Raw genomic sequence first — 20,777 nt, 5'->3', positions numbered from 1 at the left:
CCTTGTGGAGGCGGCGGGCGGCCCTCACCCGTCGGCGCGACATCGGCCGGAACCGGCACCGGGCCGGCCAGGCGGCACCTAGCCTGGCGCTGAGGAGCACCACGCGATCGTCGACGGAGGTCAGCGGTGAGCATCGAGGACGCCAGGGACGCCTTTGCCGGTGCCGAGGAAGTGGAGATCACCGTGACCGGCCGGCGGACCGGCCGGCAGATCTCGCACCCGGTGTGGTTCGTGCAGGACGAGCAGAGCATGTTCCTGGTGCCGATCACCGGGTCGGACAGCGACTGGTACAAGAACCTGCGGCAGACCCCGCTGATCGAGGTCGCGGCGAACGGCACCGCGGTGAGCGCGCCCGCCACTCCGATCACCGACGCCGACCGGGTCGACCACGTGCTGGAGATGTTCCGCGCGAAGTACGGCCGCCGGTACGTGGACGAGCACTACCCGAGGCGGGACGTCGCCGTCCAGGTCTCCCTCGGCTGAGGACGGGCGGTCAGCCCGGCGGCTCGGGACGGTAGAGCGCGGCCAGCGCGACGGCGGTGTCCGTGAGCATGGCCCGCAGCTCGGCCGGCGCCAGCACCTCCACCTCGGCGCCGAGCCGCAGCAGATCGCCGTGGGCGTGGGTGAGCGATTCGATCGGCACCACCGTGGTCACCCAACCGGTGGCGTCCGGTGGGCCGGCGTTGCGCTCTGCCGCCCCGGCCACCACGTCGCTGGCGACCTCCCGCAGCCGCTGCCGGCCGCGGGGGGAGAGCCGGATCCTCGCGTCGTCGCTGTGCAGTTGGGCGCGGAAGCGCACCACGTGCCCCTGCCACCAGGCCGGCAGGTCGAACTCCGCGGGCCGGTCGAATCCCTCGTCCAGGGTGGTCAGCGTCAGGATCTGGTTGATCCGGTAGGTCGCCGGGGCGTCCCGGCCCGGCCGGTTGGCCACCGCGTACCACCGACCGCCCTTGAGCACCAGCCCGTACGGCTCCAGCGCCCGGTCCACCTCGCCGGTCCAGCTGCGGTAGCGGACCCGGATCCGGCGCTCGCGCCACACCGCGTCGGCCACCGCGGCCAGGTGGGGCGAGGCGTCGCCGTCGGCGTACCAGCCGGGGGTGTCCAGGTGGAATCGCTGCTGGAGCCGCTGCGCCCGGTCGGCCAGCGCGGGCGGCAGCGCGGCCTGGAGCTTGAGCTGGAGCGCGGCCACCACCGCGCCGTAGCCCAGCTCGGCGGCCGGCCCGGGCAGCCCGGCGAGGAAGAGGCGCTCGGCCTCCTCGGCGGTCAGCCCGGTGAGCCGGGTCCGCCAGCCCTCGACCAGCTGGTAGCCGCCGGCGTGCCCGGCCTCGCCGTAGAGCGGGATGCCCGCCGAGTGCAGCGACTCGACGTCGCGGTAGACGGTGCGGACGGAGACCTCCAGCCGCTGCGCGAGTTGCGCCGCGGTCATCCGGCCGTGGCCCTGCAGCAGCAGCAGGAGGGAAAGAAGTCGACTGGCCCGCACTCCCCTGACAGTAGTTGTCAGGGGAGTGGTCCTACCGTCCCGGCATGGCATTTCGCGACAAGGATCTCTGGGTGCCGGGACCGGTCACGGTCGCCGGCCGCGAGCTGAAGCGCTACCACATCGACCAGCCGCACCGGCGGATCGAACCGGAGGTGGAGAAGGCCGGGTACGACCTGCTGCCCCGGCTGCTGCCGGCCGGCACGGACGACAGCACCCCGGCGGCGGGCTGGGTGGTGCTGCACCGGGGCGCCGACACCGGCGCCTACCTGCTGGCGTACACCTGGGTGTGGGACAACGTGGTGCAGGTGCGGGTCGCCGCCGCCGGCCAGCCCGCCCTGGACTGCCCGGACGACGACCCGACCCACTTCGTCGAGCAGCACCGGCCCTGGGTCGGCTGCGTCTGGGAACTCGGCGTGCTGGAGCACGAGCGGGCCGCGTGGGTCCGGCACGTGCTGGCGCCGGAGCGCCCGGACCTGGCCGGCTGGCGCGCCGACACCCGGGTTGAGGGGCCGGTGGGCCGCTGATGGGCGACTTCGACTTCTTCGTCGGCACCTGGGACGTGGTCAACCGGCGGCTGGTGAAGCGGCACGTCGGCAGCGACGAGTGGGACGAGTTCCCCGGGCGGTCGGTGGCGGGCAGCTTCTTCGGCGGTGCGGGCAGCTTCGACGAGATCACCTTTCCGACCAAGGGCTTCTCCGGCGCCACGGTGCGGATCTTCGACCCGGCGGCCGGCACCTGGTCGATCTACTGGATGAACAGCAACCGCGGCGTGCTGGAGCTGCCGCCGGTGGTCGGCCGGTTCGTCGACGGGGTGGGCACCTTCTTCGCCGACGACGTCGACGAGGGCCGGCCGGTCCGCTGCCGGTTCGTCTGGTCGGCGATCACCCCGACCTCCTGCCGCTGGGAGCAGGCGTTCTCCACCGACGGCGAACGCACCTGGGAAACCAACTGGATCATGGAGTTCACCCGCACGCCGGCCTCCTGAGTTACCGCTCAGCCGGCCACCGGCGTCGCGTCCGGGCGCAGTCGGTGCGGCATCTCCCAGCCCTCGGCCAGCCGGGACGGGTGCACGTTCTGCCCGCCGCCGAAGAACTCGCAGAACTTCATGATCAGCGGGTCCCAGCGCAGCGGGTCGACGTAACTCGTCCCGGGGATCACCAGGTCCTCCTCGACGTACGCGCGGAGCACCTGCACCTCGAACGCGGTGGCGTGCGCGGAGGTGCCGCCGAAGCGGTGCGTCGCGACGACCCGGCATTCGAGCTGGACCGGGCACTCCGCCACCCGGGGTGCCCGGACCAGTTCGGACGGCTGGGCGGTCAGCCCGGCCAGGGCGAACTTGTCCGGCTCGTAGCGGTAGCCCTGGCGTACCTTGTGGTCCGGCACGTCCGAGCGACCGGTGGTGAGCGCTATCCGGTCGACCGCGTCCACCATCGTCGCGGACGGCAGGTTGAGCACGCACTCCCGCTCGCGCCGCAGGTTGGCGGTGGTCTGGCCGCTGTCGCCGAGCCCGAGCATGGCGTGCTGACCCAGCCACCAGGCCGACGACATCGGCGCCAGGTTGGCCGTGCCGTCCGGGTTGCGCGAGCTGACCAGAACCACCGGCGTGCCGAAGTAGAGCACCTTCAGACCGGGAACCACGTGCATCCGTACGCCTTCCGTCGCGAGCGCGACCGGGCGTCGCGCCACCGCCGTCGACTCTGCGCCAGGCCGGCCGCCGGTTGCTGGCGGCGATCGGACATCGCGTTCGACCGCTGGCGTCGGACGCGGGCCCGCGGCCTGTGCGGCCGACGCCGCCCCCTGCCCGACCGTTCGGATTGTTAGGCTCCGCGCCATGTTTTCCGGCGATGCGGATGCTGACCTTCGGCAGATGGCGGACGATCCGAGCTTTCCGCACCGCGACGCCGCGCGGCACGCGATGCGGTTCCGGGCCTCCGGCGACGTGGCGGACCTGGTCGCCGTACACGACGACCCGCACCCGTGCCGGATGACGGACGTCGTGTTCGCCCTGGCGGCAGCGAAGCGGCCCTGGCTCAACTGGGTACCGATGCCGAGCGAGGCGATCACCAACGTCGCCAACGACATTGGTGGCCGCCGGGCGCGGGGTGAACAGCTCGAGGTCAGCGGCCTTGGGCTGTCAGCGGCGGAGCCGGCCAGCGCCATGACGGCCTGCCGCCGGGTCGCCGGCCCGGTCGACATCGGCATCGCCGAGTTCCCGCCCCCCGACATCCGGCAGCCCGTACGCCACGGCCGGTACGCGGTGTGGCGGTACGACGGCACCGAGCCGCTGCCGGCCGGACCGGCACCGTCGGCCGCCGCAGTCCGGCTGTTGCAGGAGGTCGCGGGGGAGCCGTGGCCGTCCCCGCTGTCGGGGTACGCGAAGGCGGCCCCGCTCGGCGAGCTGCCGCTGGCCGACCTGCTCGGGCTGCTCGCGCACCTGCCCGGCCCGCCGGACACCCCGCGCTGGCGCCACCTGGCGACGTCGACGCCGACCTACTGGTACCGGCTCATGCAGCCGTGGGTCTGCCTCGGCATCCTGCATCACGCGAAGGACGAGCCGTGGCCGACCTCGACCCGCCGCGAGGTGCTGGTGGACCTCGCCTTCGGCGTCGAGGACTGGGTCGCCGACGCGGCGTTGTTCGCGCTCGTCACCGCCGCGTACCGGGAACCGGACCTGCGACCGGAGGTACGTCAGCTCGTCCGGGCCCGGCTCGACGCGGCGGTCGCGGCGAAGCGGCTGGTCACCATCGAGGAATCGCTGGCGCGGCTGATGCTCGTCACGCCCGGTTGCGGTGCCGACGACCGGGCGCTGGCGACGGCGGTGCTGGAGCGTGCCGCGTACGACGACGAGGACGAGGAACCGGCGCCGCCGCCGGCTCCGGAGCCTGCGCCCGCGCCGGCCGCGAAACGGCGCTGGTGGCGGCGGGGCGGCTAGGCGCGTCGCGCAGTCCGGGCTGGTGGCCGTAGCGGGCGGCTGGCGAGGGTTGGGTCAGCTCGGGGCGAGGAGGCAGAACTCGTTGCCCTCCGGGTCGGCGAGGACCGTCCACGGGACGTCGCCCTGGCCCACGTCGGCGGGTGTTGCGCCGAGCTCCCTCAGGCGCGTGACCAGCTCCGCCTGCTGGGCCGCCGAGGTGGTGGCGAGGTCGACGTGCACGCGGTTCTTCACCGTCTTCGGTTCCGGGGAGGCGATGAGGTCGATGCAGACAGCGACGGGGTCGGGGTAGACGAAGCCCTCGGGTTCGAGGTTGGTCACGCCGGGTTCCTCGCTGGAGACTCCCCAGCCGAGCGCCTCCGTTCAGAAGCCGCCCAGCGCGGAGTCGTCCCGAGCCTTCATGTTGATTTGAACGAGCCGCGTTGCCATGCCGGCGATGCTAGACGAGTAGTTCCGAAGTCAGGGGTCGATGTCTGGGCATGAAGAGAGGGCATCCATGATCATGTTGTGACGCAAGACCTGGATACCCTCTTGACCGCACTGTACGTGAAGATCGACGACAGCATCCGCACGCCCCGGTGGCGGGGCCGGCCGCCGCTGTTGACCGACTCCGAACTGGTCTGCCTGGCCGTGGCGCAGGTTCTGCTCGGCGCCCGTTCGGAGGCCCACTGGATCCGCTACGCCCGTGTCCACCTGGCCGGCATGTTCCCGTACCTGCCCCAGCGCCCCGGGTACAACAAGCGGCTCCGCGCGGCGCTGCCGTTCATCAAGAAGGTGATCCGGGATCTGGCCCGTGACAGTGACTTCTGGTTCGACAACCACTGGATCGTCGACTCCACCCCGGTCCCGTGTGGCATGTCCCGCCCGACGGTGCAACGCTCGGACCTTGCCGGCTGGGCCGGTTACGGCTACTGCGCCTCCCACTCCCGGTTCTTCTGGGGCCTGCGGCTGTACCTGGTCTGCACCCCGACCGGAATGCCGATCCTGTGGGCCCTGGCCAACCCGAAGATCGGCGAACGGGAAGTCCTCGCCGCGATGCTTCAGGTCGAGGCCGGTGTGGTCGCCGAGCACGACGGGATCCTGCTGATCTCGGACAAGGGCTTCGCGTCCAAGCCGTTCGAGCGGCAACTGGCCGAGCAAGGCATCGAGCTGCTCCGCCCGTCGCGTAAGCCGGAGAAGGCCCGCTACGGCGAGCCGATGCTCAAGAAGGTCCGACAGTTGATCGAGTCGGTCAACGACACCCTCAAAGGCCAGCTTGACCTGGAAGAACACGGCGGACGAACCCTCGCCGGCGTCGCCGCGCGGGTGGCTCAACGTCTCCTGGCCATGGCCGCAGCGATCTGGCACAACAACAAGACCGGCGCACCCGTCACCCGATCCCTGATCGCCTACGACCACTGACCGGATTTCGGAACTACTCGTCTAGGGCCGGCGGCGAACTGGACCTATTCTAGTGCTAGAATAGATGCGTGGAACTCACGCCGTCCGAACTCGTCGTCCTCGGGCTGATCATCGAGCGGCCGCGGCACGGCTACGACCTGGAGCAGGTCATCGAGCGTCGCGGGATCCGCCAGTGGACCGAGATCGGGTTCTCCTCGATCTACTACCTGCTCGCCAAGCTGGAGAAACGCGGGCTCGTCCACGCCCCCGACGCGCCGGCGGCGGCGAAGTCCCGGCGCGTCTTCCACGCCACCGGCGCGGGGGTGGAGGCCGCCACCCGCAGCGCGCTCGCACTCATCGCGGAGCCGCGTCCCGTCCCGCATCCCCTTCTCGTGGGCGTGGCGAACCTGGCCCTGCTCTCCGAACGGCAGTACGTGCAGGCCCTGCGCGAGCGACTCGCCCAGGTCGACGCGCGGATCGCCGCCGTCCGGGCGGCCGAGTCGGCGCAGGCCCCCCTCACCCTGCCGGCGCGCGAGGTCTTCTCCTGCTCACTGAGCCTCCTGGAGGCGGAAAGGTCGTGGCTCGCGACGCGGGCCCAGGTGCGCGATGACCGACAAGACTGACTTCAAGCGGGAGATCCACAGCTATCGCGCCAGCCAGGGCCGGTTCGACGTGGTGGACGTGCCCGATCTGCGGTACCTCATGATCGACGGGCACGGCGACCCGAACACCACGGCCTTCACCGACGCGACCGAGGCGCTCTACCCGGTGGCCTACAAGCTGAAGTTCGCCAGCAAGCGGACCCTCGGGCGTGACTACGTGGTGATGCCCCTGGAAGGGCTGTGGTGGGCCGACGACATGGACACCTTCACCGCGTCGCGGGACAAGTCCCGGTGGGACTGGACGCTGATGATCATGGTCCCCGACTGGGTCGACGAGGACATGTTCGCCGACGCCGTCGGGCAGGTGGCGGCCACGGGCCGGCCGCGGCGCCTCGACGACGTGCGCCTGGACTCGCTGTCCGAGGGCCGCTGTGTGCAGACCCTGCACGTCGGCGCCTACGACGACGAGACCGAGGTGCTGGCACGGATGCACCACGAGTTCATCCCGGCCAACGGGCTCCGGATGGTCGGCAGGCACCACGAGATCTACCTCAGTGACGCCCGCCGGACCGCCCCCGAGAAGCTCCGCACCATCCTCCGGCAGCCGGTCAGGTGATCGTCTGCCGTTCAGCAGGTGCTCCAGGCCCTTCCGCCCTGCCCCGCGTCAGACGATCACGGTCGGGGGGTGCGGTAGATGGCGGACAGCCAGACGTCGAGGAGGACGTCGACCACGTCGCGCTCGGCCACCGCCGGGCCGTCGCCGGCGAAGGTGGCGTACCAGACCCGCTCGTTCATCGAGTTCAGCGCGATGGCGAGGTCGCGGGCGGGCAGCCCGTCGGGGGCGGCGCCGCGCCGCCGTTCCGCCTCGATCGCGGTCTCGATGGCCTGCACCCAGCGCTCCATCACGCTCGCCCAGAGCCGGCGCACCTCGACGTTGGTGCCGCGTACCTGGGCGCAGGCCAGCACCACCGCGCGGTGCCCGCCGAACGTCTCGTGGAACCGGGCGATCAGTTCCCGCCACCGGGCCGGCGGGTCCTCGGCCAGCCGGACCAGCACGTCACCGCAGGTAGCCTCGGCCTCCTCGGTGACCCGGTCCAGCAGCGTGAGCAGCACCGCGTCCTTGGACGGGAAGTAGAAGTAGAAGGTGGGCCGGGAGATGCCGGCGCCGCGGGCCAGGTCGTCGATGGAGATGTCGGCGAAGGCCCGGTCGTGCAGCAGCCGCTCGGCGGTGGCCAGGATGGCCGATTCGCGCTCGTCCCCGGAGGAGCGGGCCGCGCGGCGTCCGCGCGGGGCCGCGGTCCTGGTGGGCGTACGGGCGGGCGTCATGACCGGAGACTCTACACCGGATCGACACTGTGTCGATTGAACTCGACAGGGTGTTGACGGGCGTCGACGGCGGTGGATAGTGTCCGGGGCCACCGCCTCGGATCGGGAGATGACATGGCCTCCGACCACGTCGACGTGCTCATCGTGGGTGCCGGCCTCTCCGGCATCGGTGCCGCCTGCCACCTGCGGCTCAACTGCCCGGACAAGACGTACGCGGTGCTGGAGGCCCGGGGCGCGATCGGCGGCACCTGGGACCTGTTCCGCTACCCGGGTGTGCGGTCCGACTCCGACATGTTCACCCTCGGCTACTCGTTCCGGCCGTGGACCGACCCGAAGGCGATCGCCGACGGCGACGCCATCCGCGGGTACGTCCGGGAGACCGCCGACGAGTACGGCGTCACCGAGCACATCCGCTTCCACCACCGGGTGGTGCGGGCCGACTGGGACAGCACGACCGCCCACTGGACGGTGCACGCCCGGCGCGACGACACCGCCGAGGACGTCGTGCTCACCTGCTCGTTCCTGTACACCTGCTCCGGCTACTACCGCTACGACACCGGGTACACCCCGGACCTGCCCGGCGTGCAGACGTTCACCGGGCGGATCGTGCATCCGCAGCACTGGCCCGCCGACCTCGACCACACCGGCAAGCGGGTGGTGGTGATCGGCAGCGGCGCGACGGCGGTCACGCTGGTGCCGGCGATGGCCGAGCGGGCCGGGCACGTCACCATGCTGCAACGCTCACCCACGTACGTCATCGCGCTGCCCTCGCGCGACGTGCTCGCCGAGACGCTGCGCCGCTTCCTGCCGGCGAAGGCCGTGTATCCGGTCGTGCGCTGGAAGAACGTCCTGCTAGCCACGGCCAACTTCCAGGCCAGCCGGCGTGCCCCCAACCTGGTCCGCAAACTGCTCCGGCGCGCCGCCAAGGGCCGGCTGCCGGCCGGCTACGACGTCGACCGGCACTTCTCGCCCCGGTACGACCCGTGGGACCAGCGGCTCTGCGTGGTGCCGGACGGCGACCTGTTCACCGCCCTGCGGAAGGGCCGGGCCTCGGTGGTCACCGACACCATCGACACGTTCACCCCGGGCGGCATCCGGCTCAGCTCCGGCGAGGAGGTGCCGGCCGACATCGTGGTCACCGCCACCGGGCTGAACCTGCTCGCCCTCGGCGGGATGACGCTGACCGTCGACGGCACCGAGGTCGACCTGGCCGGCACGGTCGCCTACAAGGGGATGATGCTCTCCGGGGTGCCGAACTTCGCGATGACCATCGGCTACACCAACGCGTCCTGGACGCTGAAGGCGGACCTGGTCGCCACGTACGTCTGCCGGCTGCTGCGCCACCTCGACCGCACCGGCCAGCAGATCGTCACCCCGCTCGCGCCCCGCGACGGTGCGCTGGAACCGATCATCGACCTCAAGTCCGGCTACGTGCTGCGCAGCGTCGACGCGCTGCCCAAGCAGGGCGCCTCGGCGCCGTGGCGGCTGCACCAGAACTACCCCCGCGACGTGCTGCTGATGCGGCACGGCCGGCTGACCGACATCGGGGTGCGCTTCTCCCGCGCCGCCGCGAACCGGTCCAGCACCCCGGAGAGGAGCACCGCCGATGCGTAGCTTCGACTTCACCTCGGGCACCGCCGTGGTGACCGGCGCGGCCAGCGGGATCGGCGAGGCCCTGGCACACGGCCTCGCCCGCCGCGGCAGCGACCTCGTGCTGCTCGACCGGGACGCCGAGCGGCTCGCCGCCGTGGTCGCCGCGATCCGCGCGGCCCACCCCGACCGGCAGCTGACCAGCTACCTGGTCGACCTCGCCGACGCCGCGGCCACCGCCCGGGTCGTCGAGGAGATCCGGCAGCGGCATCCCGTGATCCGGCTGCTGGTCAACAACGCCGGCGTCGCGCTCGGCGGCCGGTTCGACCAGGTGACCCTGGCGGAGTTCAACTGGGTCATCGAGATCAACTTCCGGGCCGTGGTGCAGCTGACCCACGCGCTGCTGCCGGCGCTCAAGGCCGAGCCCGGCGCGCACCTGGTCAACGTCTCCAGCCTGTTCGGCCTGATCGCCCCGCCCGGCCAGGCCGCCTACGCCGCCAGCAAGTACGCCGTGCGCGGCTTCACCGAGGCGCTGCGCCACGAACTGGTCGACGACGGCATCGGCGTCACCTCGGTGCACCCCGGCGGCATCCGCACCCGGATCGCGCAGAGCGCCCGGATCGGCAGCGGCGTCTCCGTCGAGGAGTACGAGGCCGGCCGCGAGCGGTTCGAGAAGCTGCTCTCGATGGACCCGGCGAAGGCGGCCGAGATCATCCTGCGCGGGGTGCGCCGCCGCCGCGGCCGGGTGCTGGTCGGCTGGTCGGCCAAGCTGCCCGACGTGCTGGCCCGGATCGCTCCCGCCTCGTACGGCCGGGTGTTCGCCCTCGGGCCGGGCCGGGCCGCCGCCGAGCCGGCGCGTCGGGCCACCGCCGTCCCCGCCCAGCGGAGACCGGACGACCCGGATCCTGCCGCGCCGGGCGACCGGCCCGCCGAGCGGGCGGGGGGTCCGGCGTGAGCGCGCCGGCCGGCCCCCGGCACGTCACCGTCGACGGGCGGCGGGTGCGCCACCGGGTCGACGGCGACGGCCCGCCGGTGGTGCTGCTGCACGGCATCGGCCGCAGCCTGCGCGACTTCACCGAGCAGCACGAGCTGCTCGCCGACCGGTACCGGGTGCACAGCGTCGACCTGCCCGGCTACGGCGGCTCGCTGCCGATGGCCGAGCCGTACACCCTGCCGGCGCTGGCCCGGTTCGTCGGCCGCTACCTCGACGTGGTCGGCGTCGAGGCGCCCGCGCACCTGGTCGGCAACTCCCTCGGCGGCGCGATAGCCATGCGACTGGCCGTCGCCGAGCCGGCCCGGGTGGCCAGCCTCGCGCTGGTCAACAGCGCCGGCTTCGGCCGCGAGGTGACCATGATGCTGCGGCTGCTCGCCCTGCGTCCGTTGGGCCGGCTGCTGCTGCGTCCCAGCCGGGCTGCCGCCCGGCGCACCGAGCGGGCCCTCTTCCACGACGGCGCGTTCGCCACCGCCGAGCGGGTCGCGTACGCCCTCGAGGTGGCCCGCCAGCCGTACGCCGCTCGGGTGCTGCTGGAGACGGCGCACAACCTGGGCACCTTCCGCGGGGTCAGCCCGCAGTGGCGGGAGGAACTGCTCACCGAGCTGGCCCGGCTCGACGTACCCACGCTGGTCGTCTGGGGCGACCGGGACCTCATCCTGCCCGCGGCCCACCTGGAGGCCGCCCGCACCCGGCTGCCCCACGCCCGCACCCACCTGTTCACCAACTGCGGGCACCTGCCGCAGATCGAGTGCGCCGAGGAGTTCAGCCGGCTGCTGGTCGACTTCTGGACCGCAGCTCCCGCTGCCGAGCCAGCACCGTCACCGCCACCAGGGCGGACAGCAGCGCCGCGATGAGATAGACCGACCCGGCCACCCAGGGGGTGGCCAGCACCAGCAGCGCGGTCGCCGGGAAGGCCACCAGCACCACCCCGTGCTGCCGGGGCAGCACCCGCAGCACCCAGACGGTGAGCAGGTAGACGGCCGTCGGCACCGCCACGGTGTGGCCGACCACCACGCTGCCGACGTGGGCCAGGTGCCGGTGCTGGTCGACCGCCACCCACAGCCCGGCACCGACCGCCGCGACCGCCGCGAACACCAGGTAGTGGCCGTACCCCCAGACCAGCGAGGCGGGCAGCCGCGCCGGCACCTCCACGTCCCGGTCGAAGTAGAGCCACCAGAGCGCGAACACGATCACGCAGGCCGCCGTGGCCAGCGGGCGCAGGTCGGCCTGCCCCGTGTCGATGCCGGTCTGGATCGCCACCGACGTCGCGAGCACCACCTCGCCGAGCACGATCAGGGTGAACAGCCCGTACCGTTCGGCGATGTGCCGCGGATGCCAGGTGGTCATCCCCGGTCGCTCGGCCAACGCCGGCACCAGCAGGTCGGCCAGGGCCAGCACCAGGAACGAGCCGACCCGCCAGCCGTCCGGCAGCAGCAGCCGGACCAGCCACCCGACCTGCACCACTGTCACGCCTACCGCGTACCGGACGTCCGCGGCCCGGTGGCCGGGATCGCCGGCGGCCGCCCGCAACCACTGCGTCACCAGGGCCAGCCGCATCACCACGTACCCGTAGGTGATGGTGGCGAAGTCACCCTCGGTGAAGGCGCGCGGAACCCCGGCGGCCAGGATCAGCGCGCCGGCGATCTGCACCAGGGTGGTGACCCGGTAGACGTCGTCGTCGGTGTCGTAGGCGGAGGCGAACCAGGTGAAGTTCATCCACGCCCACCAGATCGCGAAGAACACCATCAGGTAGCTGCGCACCGCGTGCCCGACGTGGTCCTCGGCCAGGTCGTGGTGCAGGTTCGTGGCCGCCTGTGCCACCGCCACCACGAAACAGAGGTCGAAGAAGAGCTCCAGCGGCGTGGCGGCGCGGTGCTCCTCGCCGCGGTCGCGCGCGGTCATCGGCCGGTACCACGGCCGCAGCCCACCGGTCACCCGGGTACTCCTCGCCGCCGTACCGCCGGTCACTTCCACCCTAGGCAGCTCAACGGCGCCGCGAGCCGGGTTCCGCGCAGCCGGCGATGCGCCCGACCCGGGCCGGCACCGGGCCGGGCGGATCGGCGCGGGGCCGGGGTCCGCCACCCGCCGGTCAGCTCGGTGGCAGCGGTCGGGCGGGGTGGCCGTCGCTGTTTCGAGCCGGCGCGGGGCGGGGAAGCGGACGGATGCCACCCGACCCGCTGACCCTGTTCCTGGCCGGGGACGTGATGACCGGCCGGGGCGTGGACCGGATCCTGCCCCGGCCCGGCCCGCCCGAGCTGCGGGAGCGGGCGGTCCGCGACGCCGACGAGTACGTCGGGCTGGCCGAGCGGGTCAGCGGCCCGATTCCCCGGCCGGTGCCGCCGGAGTGGCCCTGGGGCGTCGCCCTGCCGCTGCTGGAGGACCTGTGGCCGGCCGCCCGGCTCGTGAACCTGGAAACCGCGGTGACCGCCCGGGGCGAGCACGCCCCGGGCAAGGCCGTGCACTACCGGATGCACCCGGACAACGTGCCGTGCCTGACCGCCGCCCGGCTCGACGTCTGCGCGCTGGCCAACAACCACGTGCTCGACTTCGGGCCGGTCGGGCTCGCCGACACCCTCGACGCGCTGGCCGGGGCCGGGATCGCCACGGCCGGCGCCGGCCGGGACGCGGCGGCGGCCTGGGCACCCGCCCGGGTGGACCTCGGCGCGGGCCGCCGGCTGCTGGTCTTCTCGGTGGCCGCGCCGTCCAGCGGCGTGCCGCCGCCCTGGGCGGCTACCGCCGACCGGCCCGGGGTGGCCTACCTGCCGGAGATCTCGGTGGCCACCGCCGACCTGCTGGCGGAGCGGATCGCCGCCGTGGCCGGGCCGGGGGACCGGGTGCTGGTCTCCGTGCACTGGGGCGGCAACTGGGGGTACGAGGTGCCACCCGAGCACGTCGAATTCGCCCACCGCCTGGTCGACGCCGGGGTCGACCTGCTGCACGGGCACTCCTCGCACCACGTGCGGCCGGTGGAGGTGTACCGGGACCGGCTGATCCTCTACGGCTGCGGGGACCTGGTCGACGACTACGAGGGGATCGGCGGGCAGCAGGCGTACCGGCCGGAGCTGCGGCTGCTCTGGCTGCCGGCGCTCGACCCGGGCAGCGGCCGGCTGCGGGGCCTGCGGGCGGCCCCGGTGCGGATCCGGCGGATGCGGCTGGCGCCGGCCGCCGCCGACGAGACGGCCTGGCTCGCCAACCTGCTGGGCCGGCTCGGCCCCCGGTTCGACGTCGACGCCGACGGGCTGCTCACCCTGCACCCCGACGCGCGCTGACCGGGTGGCCTGGGCCACGTCCCGGGCAGCCGACGTGCCGCCGGCCGCGGCCGGGCCGATCATAGATACATGACGCATCCCTCGGCCCCGACCACCGTCCCCTCGGCGGCCGAGCGGGCCTACCGGCACCTGAAGCGGTCCATCCTGGAACAGCTCTACCCGGGCGGGCAGCTGGTCAGCGAGGGGGAGATCGCCGAGGCCACCGGGGTCTCCCGCACCCCGGTACGCGAGGCGCTGCTGCGCCTGGAGGCCGAAGGGCTGGTCCGGCTCTACCCGAAGCGGGGCGCGCTGATCCGGCCGGTCTCCGCCCGGGAGATCACCGACGTCATCGAGGCCCGCCGGCTGGTCGAGCTGCATGCCGCCGAGCGGGTCTGGCCCCGCCGGGCGGCGCTGCGGGCAGACCTCGCCGCGCGGCTGGCCGAGATGCGCGCGGCGCACGCCGCCGGTGACCTGACCGCGCTGATGGCCGCCGACCGCGCCTTCCACGCCACCGTGGTCGACGCCGCCGGCAACGAGATCCTGGCCGAGCTGTACCAGCGGCTGCGGGACCGCCAGCTGCGGATGGGGGAGGCGAGCTTCCGGCTCTCGCCCGGCTGGGCCGAGGTGGCGCTGACCGAGCACGCCGCCCAGCTCGCCGCCCTCAACGGCGACGACCCGCAACGCTGGCTCGCCACGGTCGCGGCGCACATCGACAACGCCGCCACCGTGCTGCGGACGCTGCGGTGACCGCCGCGTCGGCAACCCGCCACCGCTCCGGCTGGCTGGTCTGGGGCGTCGCGCTGGGCGCGTACATCGGGGCGGTGTTCCACCGCAGCACGCTCGGCGTCGCCGGGGTCGACGCCGCGCACCGCTTCGACATCAACGCCAGCACGCTGGCCACCTTCTCCGTCGCCCAACTCGCCGTGTACGCGGCCATGCAGGTGCCGGTCGGCGTGCTGCTCGACCGGTACGGCTCGCGCCGGCTGCTGATCGCCGGGGGCGCCCTGATGGTCGCCGGGCAGCTCTGCTTCGCCCTCGCCACCGAGGTGTGGCTGGCGGTCACCGGCCGGGTGCTGATCGGGCTGGGCGACGCGATGACCTTCATCAGCGTGCTGCGGATCGTGGCGCTCTGGTTCTCCGGCCGGCGCTACCCGATGCTGACCCAGCTGACCGGCACGCTGGGCCAGTTCGGCGCCATCCTCGGCGCCGTACCGCTGGTGGCGCTGCTGCACCGGGCCGGCTGGACCCCGGCCTTCCTGGTCGCGGCCGCGCTCGGCGCGACGTTGCTGCTGATGGTCGTGGTCGCGGTCCGGGACACCCCGGACCGCGAGGTCGTCGCCGGCCCGCCGCCGGACCTGGCCACGGTGCGCCGGGAACTCGCCGCCGCCTGGGCGCAGCCGGGCACCCGCCTGGGGCTCTGGACGCACTTCGTCACGCAGTTCTCCGGCTCGGTGTTCGCCCTGCTCTGGGGCTACCCCTTCCTGGTGCAGGGCCAGGGGCTCACACCGACCGGGGCCGCGTCGCTACTGACCCTGATGACCGTCGCCATGCTGGTGTCCGGGCCGGCGATCGCGCACTTCTGCGCCCGGCATCCGTTCCACCGGTCGGTGCTGGTCTTCGCGATCGCCGGCAGCAGCGCGGCGGTCTGGGCGGTGGTGTTGCTCTGGCCCGGCCCGGCGCCGCGCTGGCTGCTGGTCGCGCTGGTGCTGGTGCTCGCGGTGAACGGCCCCGGCTCGCTGATCGGGTTCGACTACGCGCGCTCCTTCAACCCGGTCAGCCGGATCGGCAGCGCCACCGGCGTGGTGAACGTCGGCGGTTTCGTCGCCTCGATCACCCTGGTGCTGGTGGTCGGCGTGGTGCTCGACCTGACCACCCCGGCCGGCCGGGCCACCCCCGACCTGTCCGCCTTCCGGTGGGCCTTCGCCGCGCAGTACCTGCTCTGGGCGCTCGGCGCGGTGCAGGTGCTCCGCTACCGCAACGCGGCCCGCCGGCAGGTCGCCGAGCAGGCGCTCGCCGCCACCCCCGCGCCGGCGGCCCCCTGACCGGCGCGCCGATGGCCGCTCTGACCCGGCACACCGATGGCCGCTCTGCCCGGCGCGCTGGCGCCCTGGCGCGAGGCGCCGCGGGGGTCGGGCCGAGGTGCCGCCGTCAGGCGCGACGGCGGCGGTGGGTGAGGTCGTCCAGCACCAGGGTCAGGCCGGCGCCGAGCATCCAGACGTCCTTGGCCAGGCCGATACCCTGCTGGGTGGGCCGCAGGCTGCCCTGCTCCCGCATCCCGGGCGTCTTGAGATACAACTGGGTCAGGCCGGCGGCGAACGCGGTCAGCCCCAGGCCGACCAGCGCGGACGGGATGAACGGCGCGAGCAGCGCGGCGCCGAGCGCGATCTCGGCCCCCGACAGCAGCCGGGCGAACCGGTCCGGTGGAAACTGGTTGAGTTGCGGGATGGCGTTGGCGGCCATCCCGTGCATGCCCTGTGCCGCCTCGCCCTCCAGCGTCCGCTTGCTCAGCCCGGAATTGAGGACGAACGCGCCGATGCTCACGCGCAGCGGCAGATGGCTCACCTTCATCGCGCACTCCCGTCCGACGGCAGAACCGTGCCCCCGCCTACCCGGACCGGGCCGGGATAACCGCCGCGCGGCGCTGGGCCGCCGGTGGTGATCGGCGGTAGTTTCGCCCGAGAACCCTGATCCATCGGGTCGCCGTACCCCCGGCGGCGCCGGATCCCGACGGACGGCGGCGCGCCGCGCCGCGGAGCAGGAGGAGACCGTGAGCCAGCAGGTCCGGGGAGTCATCTCCCGCAGCAAGGGCGCGCCCGTCGAGGTGACCACCATCGTGGTGCCCGACCCGGGGCCCGGCGAGGCGGTGGTGCGGGTGCTGTCCTGCGGGGTCTGCCACACCGACCTGCACTACCGCGAGGGCGGCATCACCGACGACTATCCGTTCCTGCTCGGCCACGAGGCGGCCGGCATCGTGGAGGAGGTCGGGGCGGGCGTCGACTCCGTCGCCCCGGGCGACTTCGTGGTGCTCAACTGGCGGGCCGTCTGCGGCGTCTGCCGGGCCTGCCGGCGGGGCCGGCCCTGGTACTGCTTCGCCACCCACAACGCGGCGCGGAAGATGACCCTCACCGACGGCACCGAACTGGCCCCCGCGCTCGGCATCGGCGCGTTCGCCGAGAAGACCCTGGTCCACGCCGGCCAGTGCACCAAGGTCGACCCGGCCGCCCGGCCCGCCGCGGTGGGGCTGCTCGGCTGCGGGGTGATGGCCGGCCTCGGCGCGGCGATGAACACCGGCGGAGTGACCCGTGGCGACTCGGTGGCGGTGATCGGCTGCGGCGGGGTCGGCGACGCGGCGGTCGCCGGCGCGACGCTGGCCGGGGCGACCACGATCATCGCGGTGGACACCGACGCGCGGAAGCTGGAGTGGGCCCGCCGGTTCGGCGCCACCCACACCGTGAACGCCTCCGCCGAGGATCCGGTCGAGGCGATCCGCGCCGCCACCGGCGGCTTCGGTGCCGACGTGGTGATCGACGCGGTCGGCCGGCCGGAGACCTGGAAGCAGGCGTTCTACGCGCGCGACCTGGCCGGCACCGTCGTGCTGGTCGGCGTGCCGACGCCCGAGATGACCGTCGAGGTGCCGCTGCTGGACGTCTTCGGCCGCGGCGGCGCCCTCAAGTCCAGCTGGTACGGCGACTGCCTGCCCAGCCGCGACTTCCCCATGCTCACCGCGCTCTACCTGCAGGGCCGCCTCGACCTCGACGCCTTCGTCACCGAGGAGATCGCGCTCGACCAGGTGGAGGAGGCGTTCGCGCGGATGCACCGCGGCGACGTGCTCCGCTCGGTGGTGGTCTTCTGATGGCCGCCCGGATCGACCACACCGTCACCGCCGGCACCTTCTCCCTGGACGGCCAGACCTTCGACGTGGACAACAACGTCTGGGTGGTCGGTGACGACACCGAGTGCGTCGTCGTCGACGCGCCGCACGACGTCGACGCGATCCTGGCGGTCGTCGGCGGCCGGCGGGTCCGGGCGATCCTCGCCACCCACGCCCACGACGACCACGTCCGGGTGGCGCCCGCGCTGGCCCGGGCCACCGGCGCGCCGGTGCTGCTGCACCCCGCCGACCGGGTGCTCTGGGACCAGGTGCACCCGGACGAGCCACCCGGCGGCGAGCTGCGCGACGGCGACACCGTCGAGGTGGCCGGGGCCGCGCTGACCGTGCTGCACACCCCCGGGCACAGCCCGGGCGCGTGCAGCTTCCACGAGCCGGCGCTCGGTGTCGTCTTCACCGGGGACACCCTCTTCGCCGGCGGGCCGGGCGCCACCGGTCGCTCGTACAGCGACTTCGGCACGATCATCGAGTCGATCCGGAACCGGCTGCTCACCCTGCCCCCGGAGACCGTCGTGCACACCGGCCACGGCGAGAGCACCACCGTCGGCGCGGAGGCGCCGCACCTCGACGAGTGGCTGGCCCGGGGCCACTGAGCGCCGGGTCAGCGTTCGTCGGGTGGGCCGAGCACCGGCTTGACGTCCAGCACCGGGGTACCGTCCAGCGCCTCCAGGTCGGCAACCCGCACCCGCAGCCCGTCCACCGCCAGCACCCGTACCCGGTGCAGGCCGATCGGGTTCGGCCGGTGCGGCGACCGGGTGCTGAACACCCCGGTCTCCGGCCGGGACGCGTCGCCGCGCGGGTGCACCGTCAGCACGTCCCGACGGGCCCGGTCGAGCCAGGTCAGCACCAGCACCTCGGTGCCGACCCGCAGGTCGCGCAGGGCGGTGGCGACCTCCGGCGTGAAGTCCAGGTACGCCTCCGGCGCGCCCTCGTCGCCCTGCCGGGGCGCGGTCGCCGGGTCGGTCAGCGGCGAGGTGACCCGCCCGACCGGCCGCAGTGAAAAGGTGTCGTCGGTCATCACGTCCTCCGCATGTGCAGCCGAACCGTCGTGCCGGCCGGGGAGGTGTGCAGCCGCACCAGGTCGCAGAGCGCGTGCACGATGACCAGTCCCCGCCCGCCGACGCCGTCCGCCGCCGGGGTCAGCCGCCCAGCCATCGGGTCGGCCAGCCACGTGGTCAAGGATCTCACAGACCAGGTGCGCGGCCGTCCGCCACACGTGCAGCATCCCGCCGCCGCCACCGTGCGCGACGCTGTTGGTCGCCAGTTCGGTGACCGCGATCTGCGGGTCCGCCACCCGGTCCGCGGCCGCCCCGGCCCGCCCGGCGCTTCGCCGGCGGAGCCCGCCACCGTCGTGCCCGGCGCGGGCCGGCCGGCGGCACCGATCCGCGCGAACCGGCCGTACCGCCCCAGGTGGTCGTGAACCATCTGGTCCGCCACGTCGGCAGCAGTCACCTCATCGCCTTCCGGTCGGAGCCCCTCACTGTAGCCCCGCCCGGGAGCCGACCTGACGACCGACCTGTCGTCGTAGTGGGTAGGCTCCCCGGTCATGGCCGATGATCACACCCGTCCGCCCGCCGTACGTCAACTCCGCCTGGTGGTGGAGGCCGAGGACTACGCCGCGGCGGTGGCGTTCTTCCGCGACGCGCTGGGCCTGCCGGAGCAGGCGGCGTTCACCGGCGAGGGCGACGCGCGGGTGGTGATCCTGGATGCCGGCCGGGCCACGCTGGAGATCGCCAACCCGGCGCAGAAGCGGATGATCGACGAGGTGGAGGTGGGGCGGCAGGTGGCCCCGAAGCTCCGGGTGGCGTTCGAGGTGGACGACAGCCGGGCGGCGACCGACCGGCTGGTCGCCGCGGGCGCCACCGAGATCGCGCCGCCCACCGTGACGCCGTGGCAGTCGCTCAACTCCCGCCTCGACGCCCCGGCCGGCCTGCAGATCACCCTCTTCCAGGAACTCCTCGACGCCGACGAGCGGGCGACCCTCGACGGCTTCGGCACCGACCGCCCGCGTGAGGAGTGAGTGACCGGACGGTGAGCGGTCGCCGCGCGGACCGGCCCCGGCCGGTCGGCCCGGCCACCCCCGCCACGACCCCGGCACCGGTCACCGCCTACCCCGGCCGGGAGCCGGTCGGGAAAACGGGATGCGCCGAGCCGGCGGGCGCGGAGATGATCGTCGGCGTGCAGCCCGTCGGAGCCCCGGCAACCGCCCCCGTGCCCCTCACTCCGGCGCAGCGTGCGGCGCTCGACCACGTCCGGCGGACCGCGCTGCGGGACCGCCCCGCCGCCCTGGCCGCCATCGCCCGGGCGCTGGCCGGATCAGGTGTCACCCACCAGCCGGAGGAGCTGATCACCGCGATCGGCCGGCACGGGCGGCTCACCCTCAACTTCCACCCCGACCGGCTGCTCGCCGACGGCCGTACGGTCGCCGGGGCGCTGGCCGACGAGGGCATCTACCGCAGCCAGTTCGAGACCCGGATCTCCAACGGCGGGTTGACCGCGTACCCGGGCGGCGACCGGGACCGCTGGGAGGAGTCACTGTTCGGCGGCGCCTACCAGGCGTCCGGCGTACCCCTTGCCGACCGGCCCAAGTACGGCGGGCTGAACCTGCTCGACCACCCGGACGGCGCCTGCCCCCGGTTCGGCTCGTGCCACCTGCGGTTGCGCCCGGAGGTGCTGGCCCGGGCCACCTTCTGCTTCGGCGACAGCCACCTCGGCCCCCGGGACCTCGGCACCGTCGACGTGTTCGAGCCGGTGCTGGCCGCCCTGGTCGCGGCGACCGAGGGCACCGGGACCAGCCTCGGCCGGCCCGGAATGGACACCGTGGCCCTGGTGCGGGAGTTGCTGCGCCGCCGGGAGGACGCGGCGTGGTCGCCCGGCGCCGCCGGCCGCGCCCTGGACGACTACATCGAGGCTCAGGTCCACGGGGATCTCGACCTCGGCCGGGACGTGGAGGCGGTGGTGGTCGACCCGTCGTTCCGCGGCACCGAGGCCGGTGCGACGCTCGCCGGGATCGCCCGGCGGCACGGCTTCGCCCTCCGCTGGCACCGGGGCTTCGTCCTGCCGGTGGACGAGATCGACCCGGAGTTCCGGGGGCCGGCCATCCCGCCGCTGGCGGCCCGGGTGCACGCCGAGTTCGCCCGGCCGGGCGAACTGGTCGACGCCGCGCTGATCGGCCGCGCGGCGGTCTCCGTGGTGACCGATCCGGCGCGCTGGGCGGACCGCGGGCCCACCGAGGTGACCCTGCAGCATCTCAAGCAGCTCTGGCACGTCCTGGTCCGGTTCGGGGTCCCGTACGCCGACTGAGCCCCGTCGGGGCTTCCGTGCCGGCTCGGCCCCGGC

24 protein-coding genes and 1 pseudogene are annotated in these 20,777 nt (G+C 73.7%); 17 read left to right on the top strand and 8 right to left on the bottom strand.

The window, feature by feature from the left end; genetic code table 11:
- Positions 1-126: 126 nt before the first annotated feature.
- The gene (locus FHX32_RS16065) at positions 127-483 is read left to right on the top strand and encodes a nitroreductase/quinone reductase family protein (protein ID WP_486481127.1); all 357 of its coding nucleotides are present in this window, start codon (positions 127-129) and stop codon (positions 481-483) included.
- Between the two features lie 10 nt (positions 484-493).
- Here the strand turns inward: FHX32_RS16065 and FHX32_RS16060 are convergent, their stop codons facing one another.
- Positions 494-1,480, bottom strand: coding sequence for a WYL domain-containing protein (locus FHX32_RS16060; protein ID WP_167183326.1), 987 nt, complete (start codon positions 1,478-1,480; stop codon positions 494-496).
- Positions 1,481-1,524: 44 nt separating this feature from the next.
- On the opposite strand from FHX32_RS16060, the gene FHX32_RS16055 reads away from it, so the two are divergent.
- Both FHX32_RS16055 and FHX32_RS16050 read left to right on the top strand, forming a co-directional pair.
- The gene (locus FHX32_RS16055) at positions 1,525-2,004 is read left to right on the top strand and encodes a hypothetical protein (protein ID WP_167183323.1); all 480 of its coding nucleotides are present in this window, start codon (positions 1,525-1,527) and stop codon (positions 2,002-2,004) included.
- Positions 2,004-2,465 carry a hypothetical protein gene (locus tag FHX32_RS16050; protein ID WP_167183319.1) on the top strand — a complete coding sequence of 154 codons (462 nt, stop codon included), beginning with the start codon at positions 2,004-2,006 and terminating at the stop codon, positions 2,463-2,465. Before FHX32_RS16055 ends, FHX32_RS16050 begins: the two co-directional genes overlap by 1 nt.
- 8 nt (positions 2,466-2,473) lie before the next feature.
- Here FHX32_RS16050 and FHX32_RS16045 read toward each other — a convergent pair whose 3' ends face one another.
- On the bottom strand, positions 2,474-3,124 hold the full coding sequence (locus tag FHX32_RS16045; protein WP_167183316.1) for a flavin reductase family protein: 651 nt from the start codon (positions 3,122-3,124) through the stop codon (positions 2,474-2,476).
- 223 nt (positions 3,125-3,347) lie between these two features.
- On the opposite strand from FHX32_RS16045, the gene FHX32_RS16040 reads away from it, so the two are divergent.
- Positions 3,348-4,412 carry a hypothetical protein gene (locus FHX32_RS16040; RefSeq protein ID WP_486481126.1) on the top strand — a complete coding sequence of 355 codons (1,065 nt, stop codon included), beginning with the start codon at positions 3,348-3,350 and terminating at the stop codon, positions 4,410-4,412.
- 66 nt (positions 4,413-4,478) lie between these two features.
- On the opposite strand, the pseudogene FHX32_RS16035 reads toward FHX32_RS16040, so the two are convergent.
- Positions 4,479-4,838, bottom strand: a pseudogene (locus FHX32_RS16035) (VOC family protein); the annotation flags it as partial.
- Positions 4,839-4,916: 78 nt separating this feature from the next.
- On the opposite strand from FHX32_RS16035, the gene FHX32_RS16030 reads away from it, so the two are divergent.
- The 3 genes from FHX32_RS16030 (at position 4,917) to FHX32_RS16020 (ending at position 7,007) form a co-directional block, all read left to right on the top strand.
- Complete coding sequence (locus FHX32_RS16030; RefSeq protein WP_167183310.1) at positions 4,917-5,810, top strand: IS982 family transposase; 894 nt, start codon at positions 4,917-4,919, stop codon at positions 5,808-5,810.
- 68 nt (positions 5,811-5,878) lie between these two features.
- A complete protein-coding gene (locus FHX32_RS16025; protein ID WP_167183307.1) occupies positions 5,879-6,412 on the top strand; it encodes a PadR family transcriptional regulator in 534 nt (177 codons plus the stop codon).
- The gene (locus tag FHX32_RS16020) at positions 6,396-7,007 is read left to right on the top strand and encodes a GyrI-like domain-containing protein (RefSeq protein ID WP_167183304.1); all 612 of its coding nucleotides are present in this window, start codon (positions 6,396-6,398) and stop codon (positions 7,005-7,007) included. The genes FHX32_RS16025 and FHX32_RS16020 overlap by 17 nt, the downstream gene beginning before the upstream one ends.
- A gap of 56 nt (positions 7,008-7,063) precedes the next feature.
- Here FHX32_RS16020 and FHX32_RS16015 read toward each other — a convergent pair whose 3' ends face one another.
- Positions 7,064-7,717 carry a TetR/AcrR family transcriptional regulator gene (locus FHX32_RS16015; protein WP_167183301.1) on the bottom strand — a complete coding sequence of 218 codons (654 nt, stop codon included), beginning with the start codon at positions 7,715-7,717 and terminating at the stop codon, positions 7,064-7,066.
- Between the two features lie 114 nt (positions 7,718-7,831).
- On the opposite strand from FHX32_RS16015, the gene FHX32_RS16010 reads away from it, so the two are divergent.
- The 3 genes from FHX32_RS16010 to FHX32_RS16000 are packed head-to-tail and all read left to right on the top strand — an operon-like array spanning position 7,832 to position 11,155.
- Entirely contained in the window at positions 7,832-9,331 is a 1,500-nt protein-coding gene (locus tag FHX32_RS16010) for a flavin-containing monooxygenase (protein ID WP_167183298.1), read from the top strand.
- Positions 9,324-10,262, top strand: a complete 939-nt coding sequence (locus FHX32_RS16005) for an SDR family oxidoreductase (protein ID WP_167183295.1) — start codon at positions 9,324-9,326, stop codon at positions 10,260-10,262. The genes FHX32_RS16010 and FHX32_RS16005 overlap by 8 nt, the downstream gene beginning before the upstream one ends.
- Positions 10,259-11,155 carry an alpha/beta fold hydrolase gene (locus FHX32_RS16000; RefSeq protein WP_167183292.1) on the top strand — a complete coding sequence of 299 codons (897 nt, stop codon included), beginning with the start codon at positions 10,259-10,261 and terminating at the stop codon, positions 11,153-11,155. The genes FHX32_RS16005 and FHX32_RS16000 overlap by 4 nt, the downstream gene beginning before the upstream one ends.
- Here the strand turns inward: FHX32_RS16000 and FHX32_RS15995 are convergent.
- Positions 11,064-12,236 carry a low temperature requirement protein A gene (locus tag FHX32_RS15995; RefSeq protein ID WP_486481125.1) on the bottom strand — a complete coding sequence of 391 codons (1,173 nt, stop codon included), beginning with the start codon at positions 12,234-12,236 and terminating at the stop codon, positions 11,064-11,066. The two genes, FHX32_RS16000 and FHX32_RS15995, sit on opposite strands and share 92 nt — an antisense overlap.
- Positions 12,237-12,463: 227 nt before the next feature.
- Between FHX32_RS15995 and FHX32_RS15990 the strand changes: the two genes are divergently transcribed.
- From FHX32_RS15990 to FHX32_RS15980, 3 genes are all read left to right on the top strand, one after another.
- A complete protein-coding gene (locus FHX32_RS15990) occupies positions 12,464-13,570 on the top strand; it encodes a CapA family protein (RefSeq protein WP_167183289.1) in 1,107 nt (368 codons plus the stop codon).
- Between the two features lie 69 nt (positions 13,571-13,639).
- Positions 13,640-14,296: a GntR family transcriptional regulator gene (locus tag FHX32_RS15985; RefSeq protein WP_167183286.1), complete on the top strand. Its 657-nt coding sequence runs from the start codon at positions 13,640-13,642 to the stop codon at positions 14,294-14,296.
- The gene (locus FHX32_RS15980; RefSeq protein WP_486481124.1) at positions 14,293-15,591 is read left to right on the top strand and encodes an MFS transporter; all 1,299 of its coding nucleotides are present in this window, start codon (positions 14,293-14,295) and stop codon (positions 15,589-15,591) included. The genes FHX32_RS15985 and FHX32_RS15980 overlap by 4 nt, the downstream gene beginning before the upstream one ends.
- Positions 15,592-15,697: 106 nt before the next feature.
- Here FHX32_RS15980 and FHX32_RS15975 read toward each other — a convergent pair whose 3' ends face one another.
- On the bottom strand, positions 15,698-16,117 hold the full coding sequence (locus FHX32_RS15975; RefSeq protein WP_167183283.1) for a hypothetical protein: 420 nt from the start codon (positions 16,115-16,117) through the stop codon (positions 15,698-15,700).
- A 199-nt stretch (positions 16,118-16,316) separates the two neighbouring features.
- Between FHX32_RS15975 and FHX32_RS15970 the strand changes: the two genes are divergently transcribed.
- Both FHX32_RS15970 and FHX32_RS15965 read left to right on the top strand, forming a co-directional pair.
- Positions 16,317-17,402 (top strand): S-(hydroxymethyl)mycothiol dehydrogenase, encoded by a 1,086-nt coding sequence (locus FHX32_RS15970; RefSeq protein WP_167183280.1) that lies wholly within the window; start codon positions 16,317-16,319, stop codon positions 17,400-17,402.
- Positions 17,402-18,031 (top strand): MBL fold metallo-hydrolase, encoded by a 630-nt coding sequence (locus tag FHX32_RS15965; RefSeq protein ID WP_167183277.1) that lies wholly within the window; start codon positions 17,402-17,404, stop codon positions 18,029-18,031. Before FHX32_RS15970 ends, FHX32_RS15965 begins: the two co-directional genes overlap by 1 nt.
- Positions 18,032-18,039: 8 nt before the next feature.
- On the opposite strand, the gene tsaA is transcribed toward FHX32_RS15965, so the two are convergent.
- Positions 18,040-18,456 (bottom strand): tRNA (N6-threonylcarbamoyladenosine(37)-N6)-methyltransferase TrmO, encoded by a 417-nt coding sequence (gene tsaA, locus FHX32_RS15960; protein WP_167183274.1) that lies wholly within the window; start codon positions 18,454-18,456, stop codon positions 18,040-18,042.
- Positions 18,456-18,617: an ATP-binding protein gene (locus FHX32_RS15955; protein ID WP_167183271.1), complete on the bottom strand. Its 162-nt coding sequence runs from the start codon at positions 18,615-18,617 to the stop codon at positions 18,456-18,458. Before FHX32_RS15955 ends, tsaA begins: the two co-directional genes overlap by 1 nt.
- Before the next feature lie 367 nt (positions 18,618-18,984).
- On the opposite strand from FHX32_RS15955, the gene FHX32_RS15950 reads away from it, so the two are divergent.
- Together FHX32_RS15950 and FHX32_RS15945 are read left to right on the top strand one after the other, a co-directional pair.
- Positions 18,985-19,458, top strand: coding sequence for a VOC family protein (locus FHX32_RS15950; protein WP_167183269.1), 474 nt, complete (start codon positions 18,985-18,987; stop codon positions 19,456-19,458).
- A 158-nt stretch (positions 19,459-19,616) separates the two neighbouring features.
- The gene (locus tag FHX32_RS15945) at positions 19,617-20,741 is read left to right on the top strand and encodes a DUF3626 domain-containing protein (protein WP_486481123.1); all 1,125 of its coding nucleotides are present in this window, start codon (positions 19,617-19,619) and stop codon (positions 20,739-20,741) included.
- Positions 20,742-20,777: the final 36 nt, after the last annotated feature.

This window comes from Micromonospora sp. CNZ280, assembly GCF_011759515.1.
Note: the sequence above shows the minus strand (reverse complement) of the source record. Positions and strands in the feature narration are given on the sequence as shown.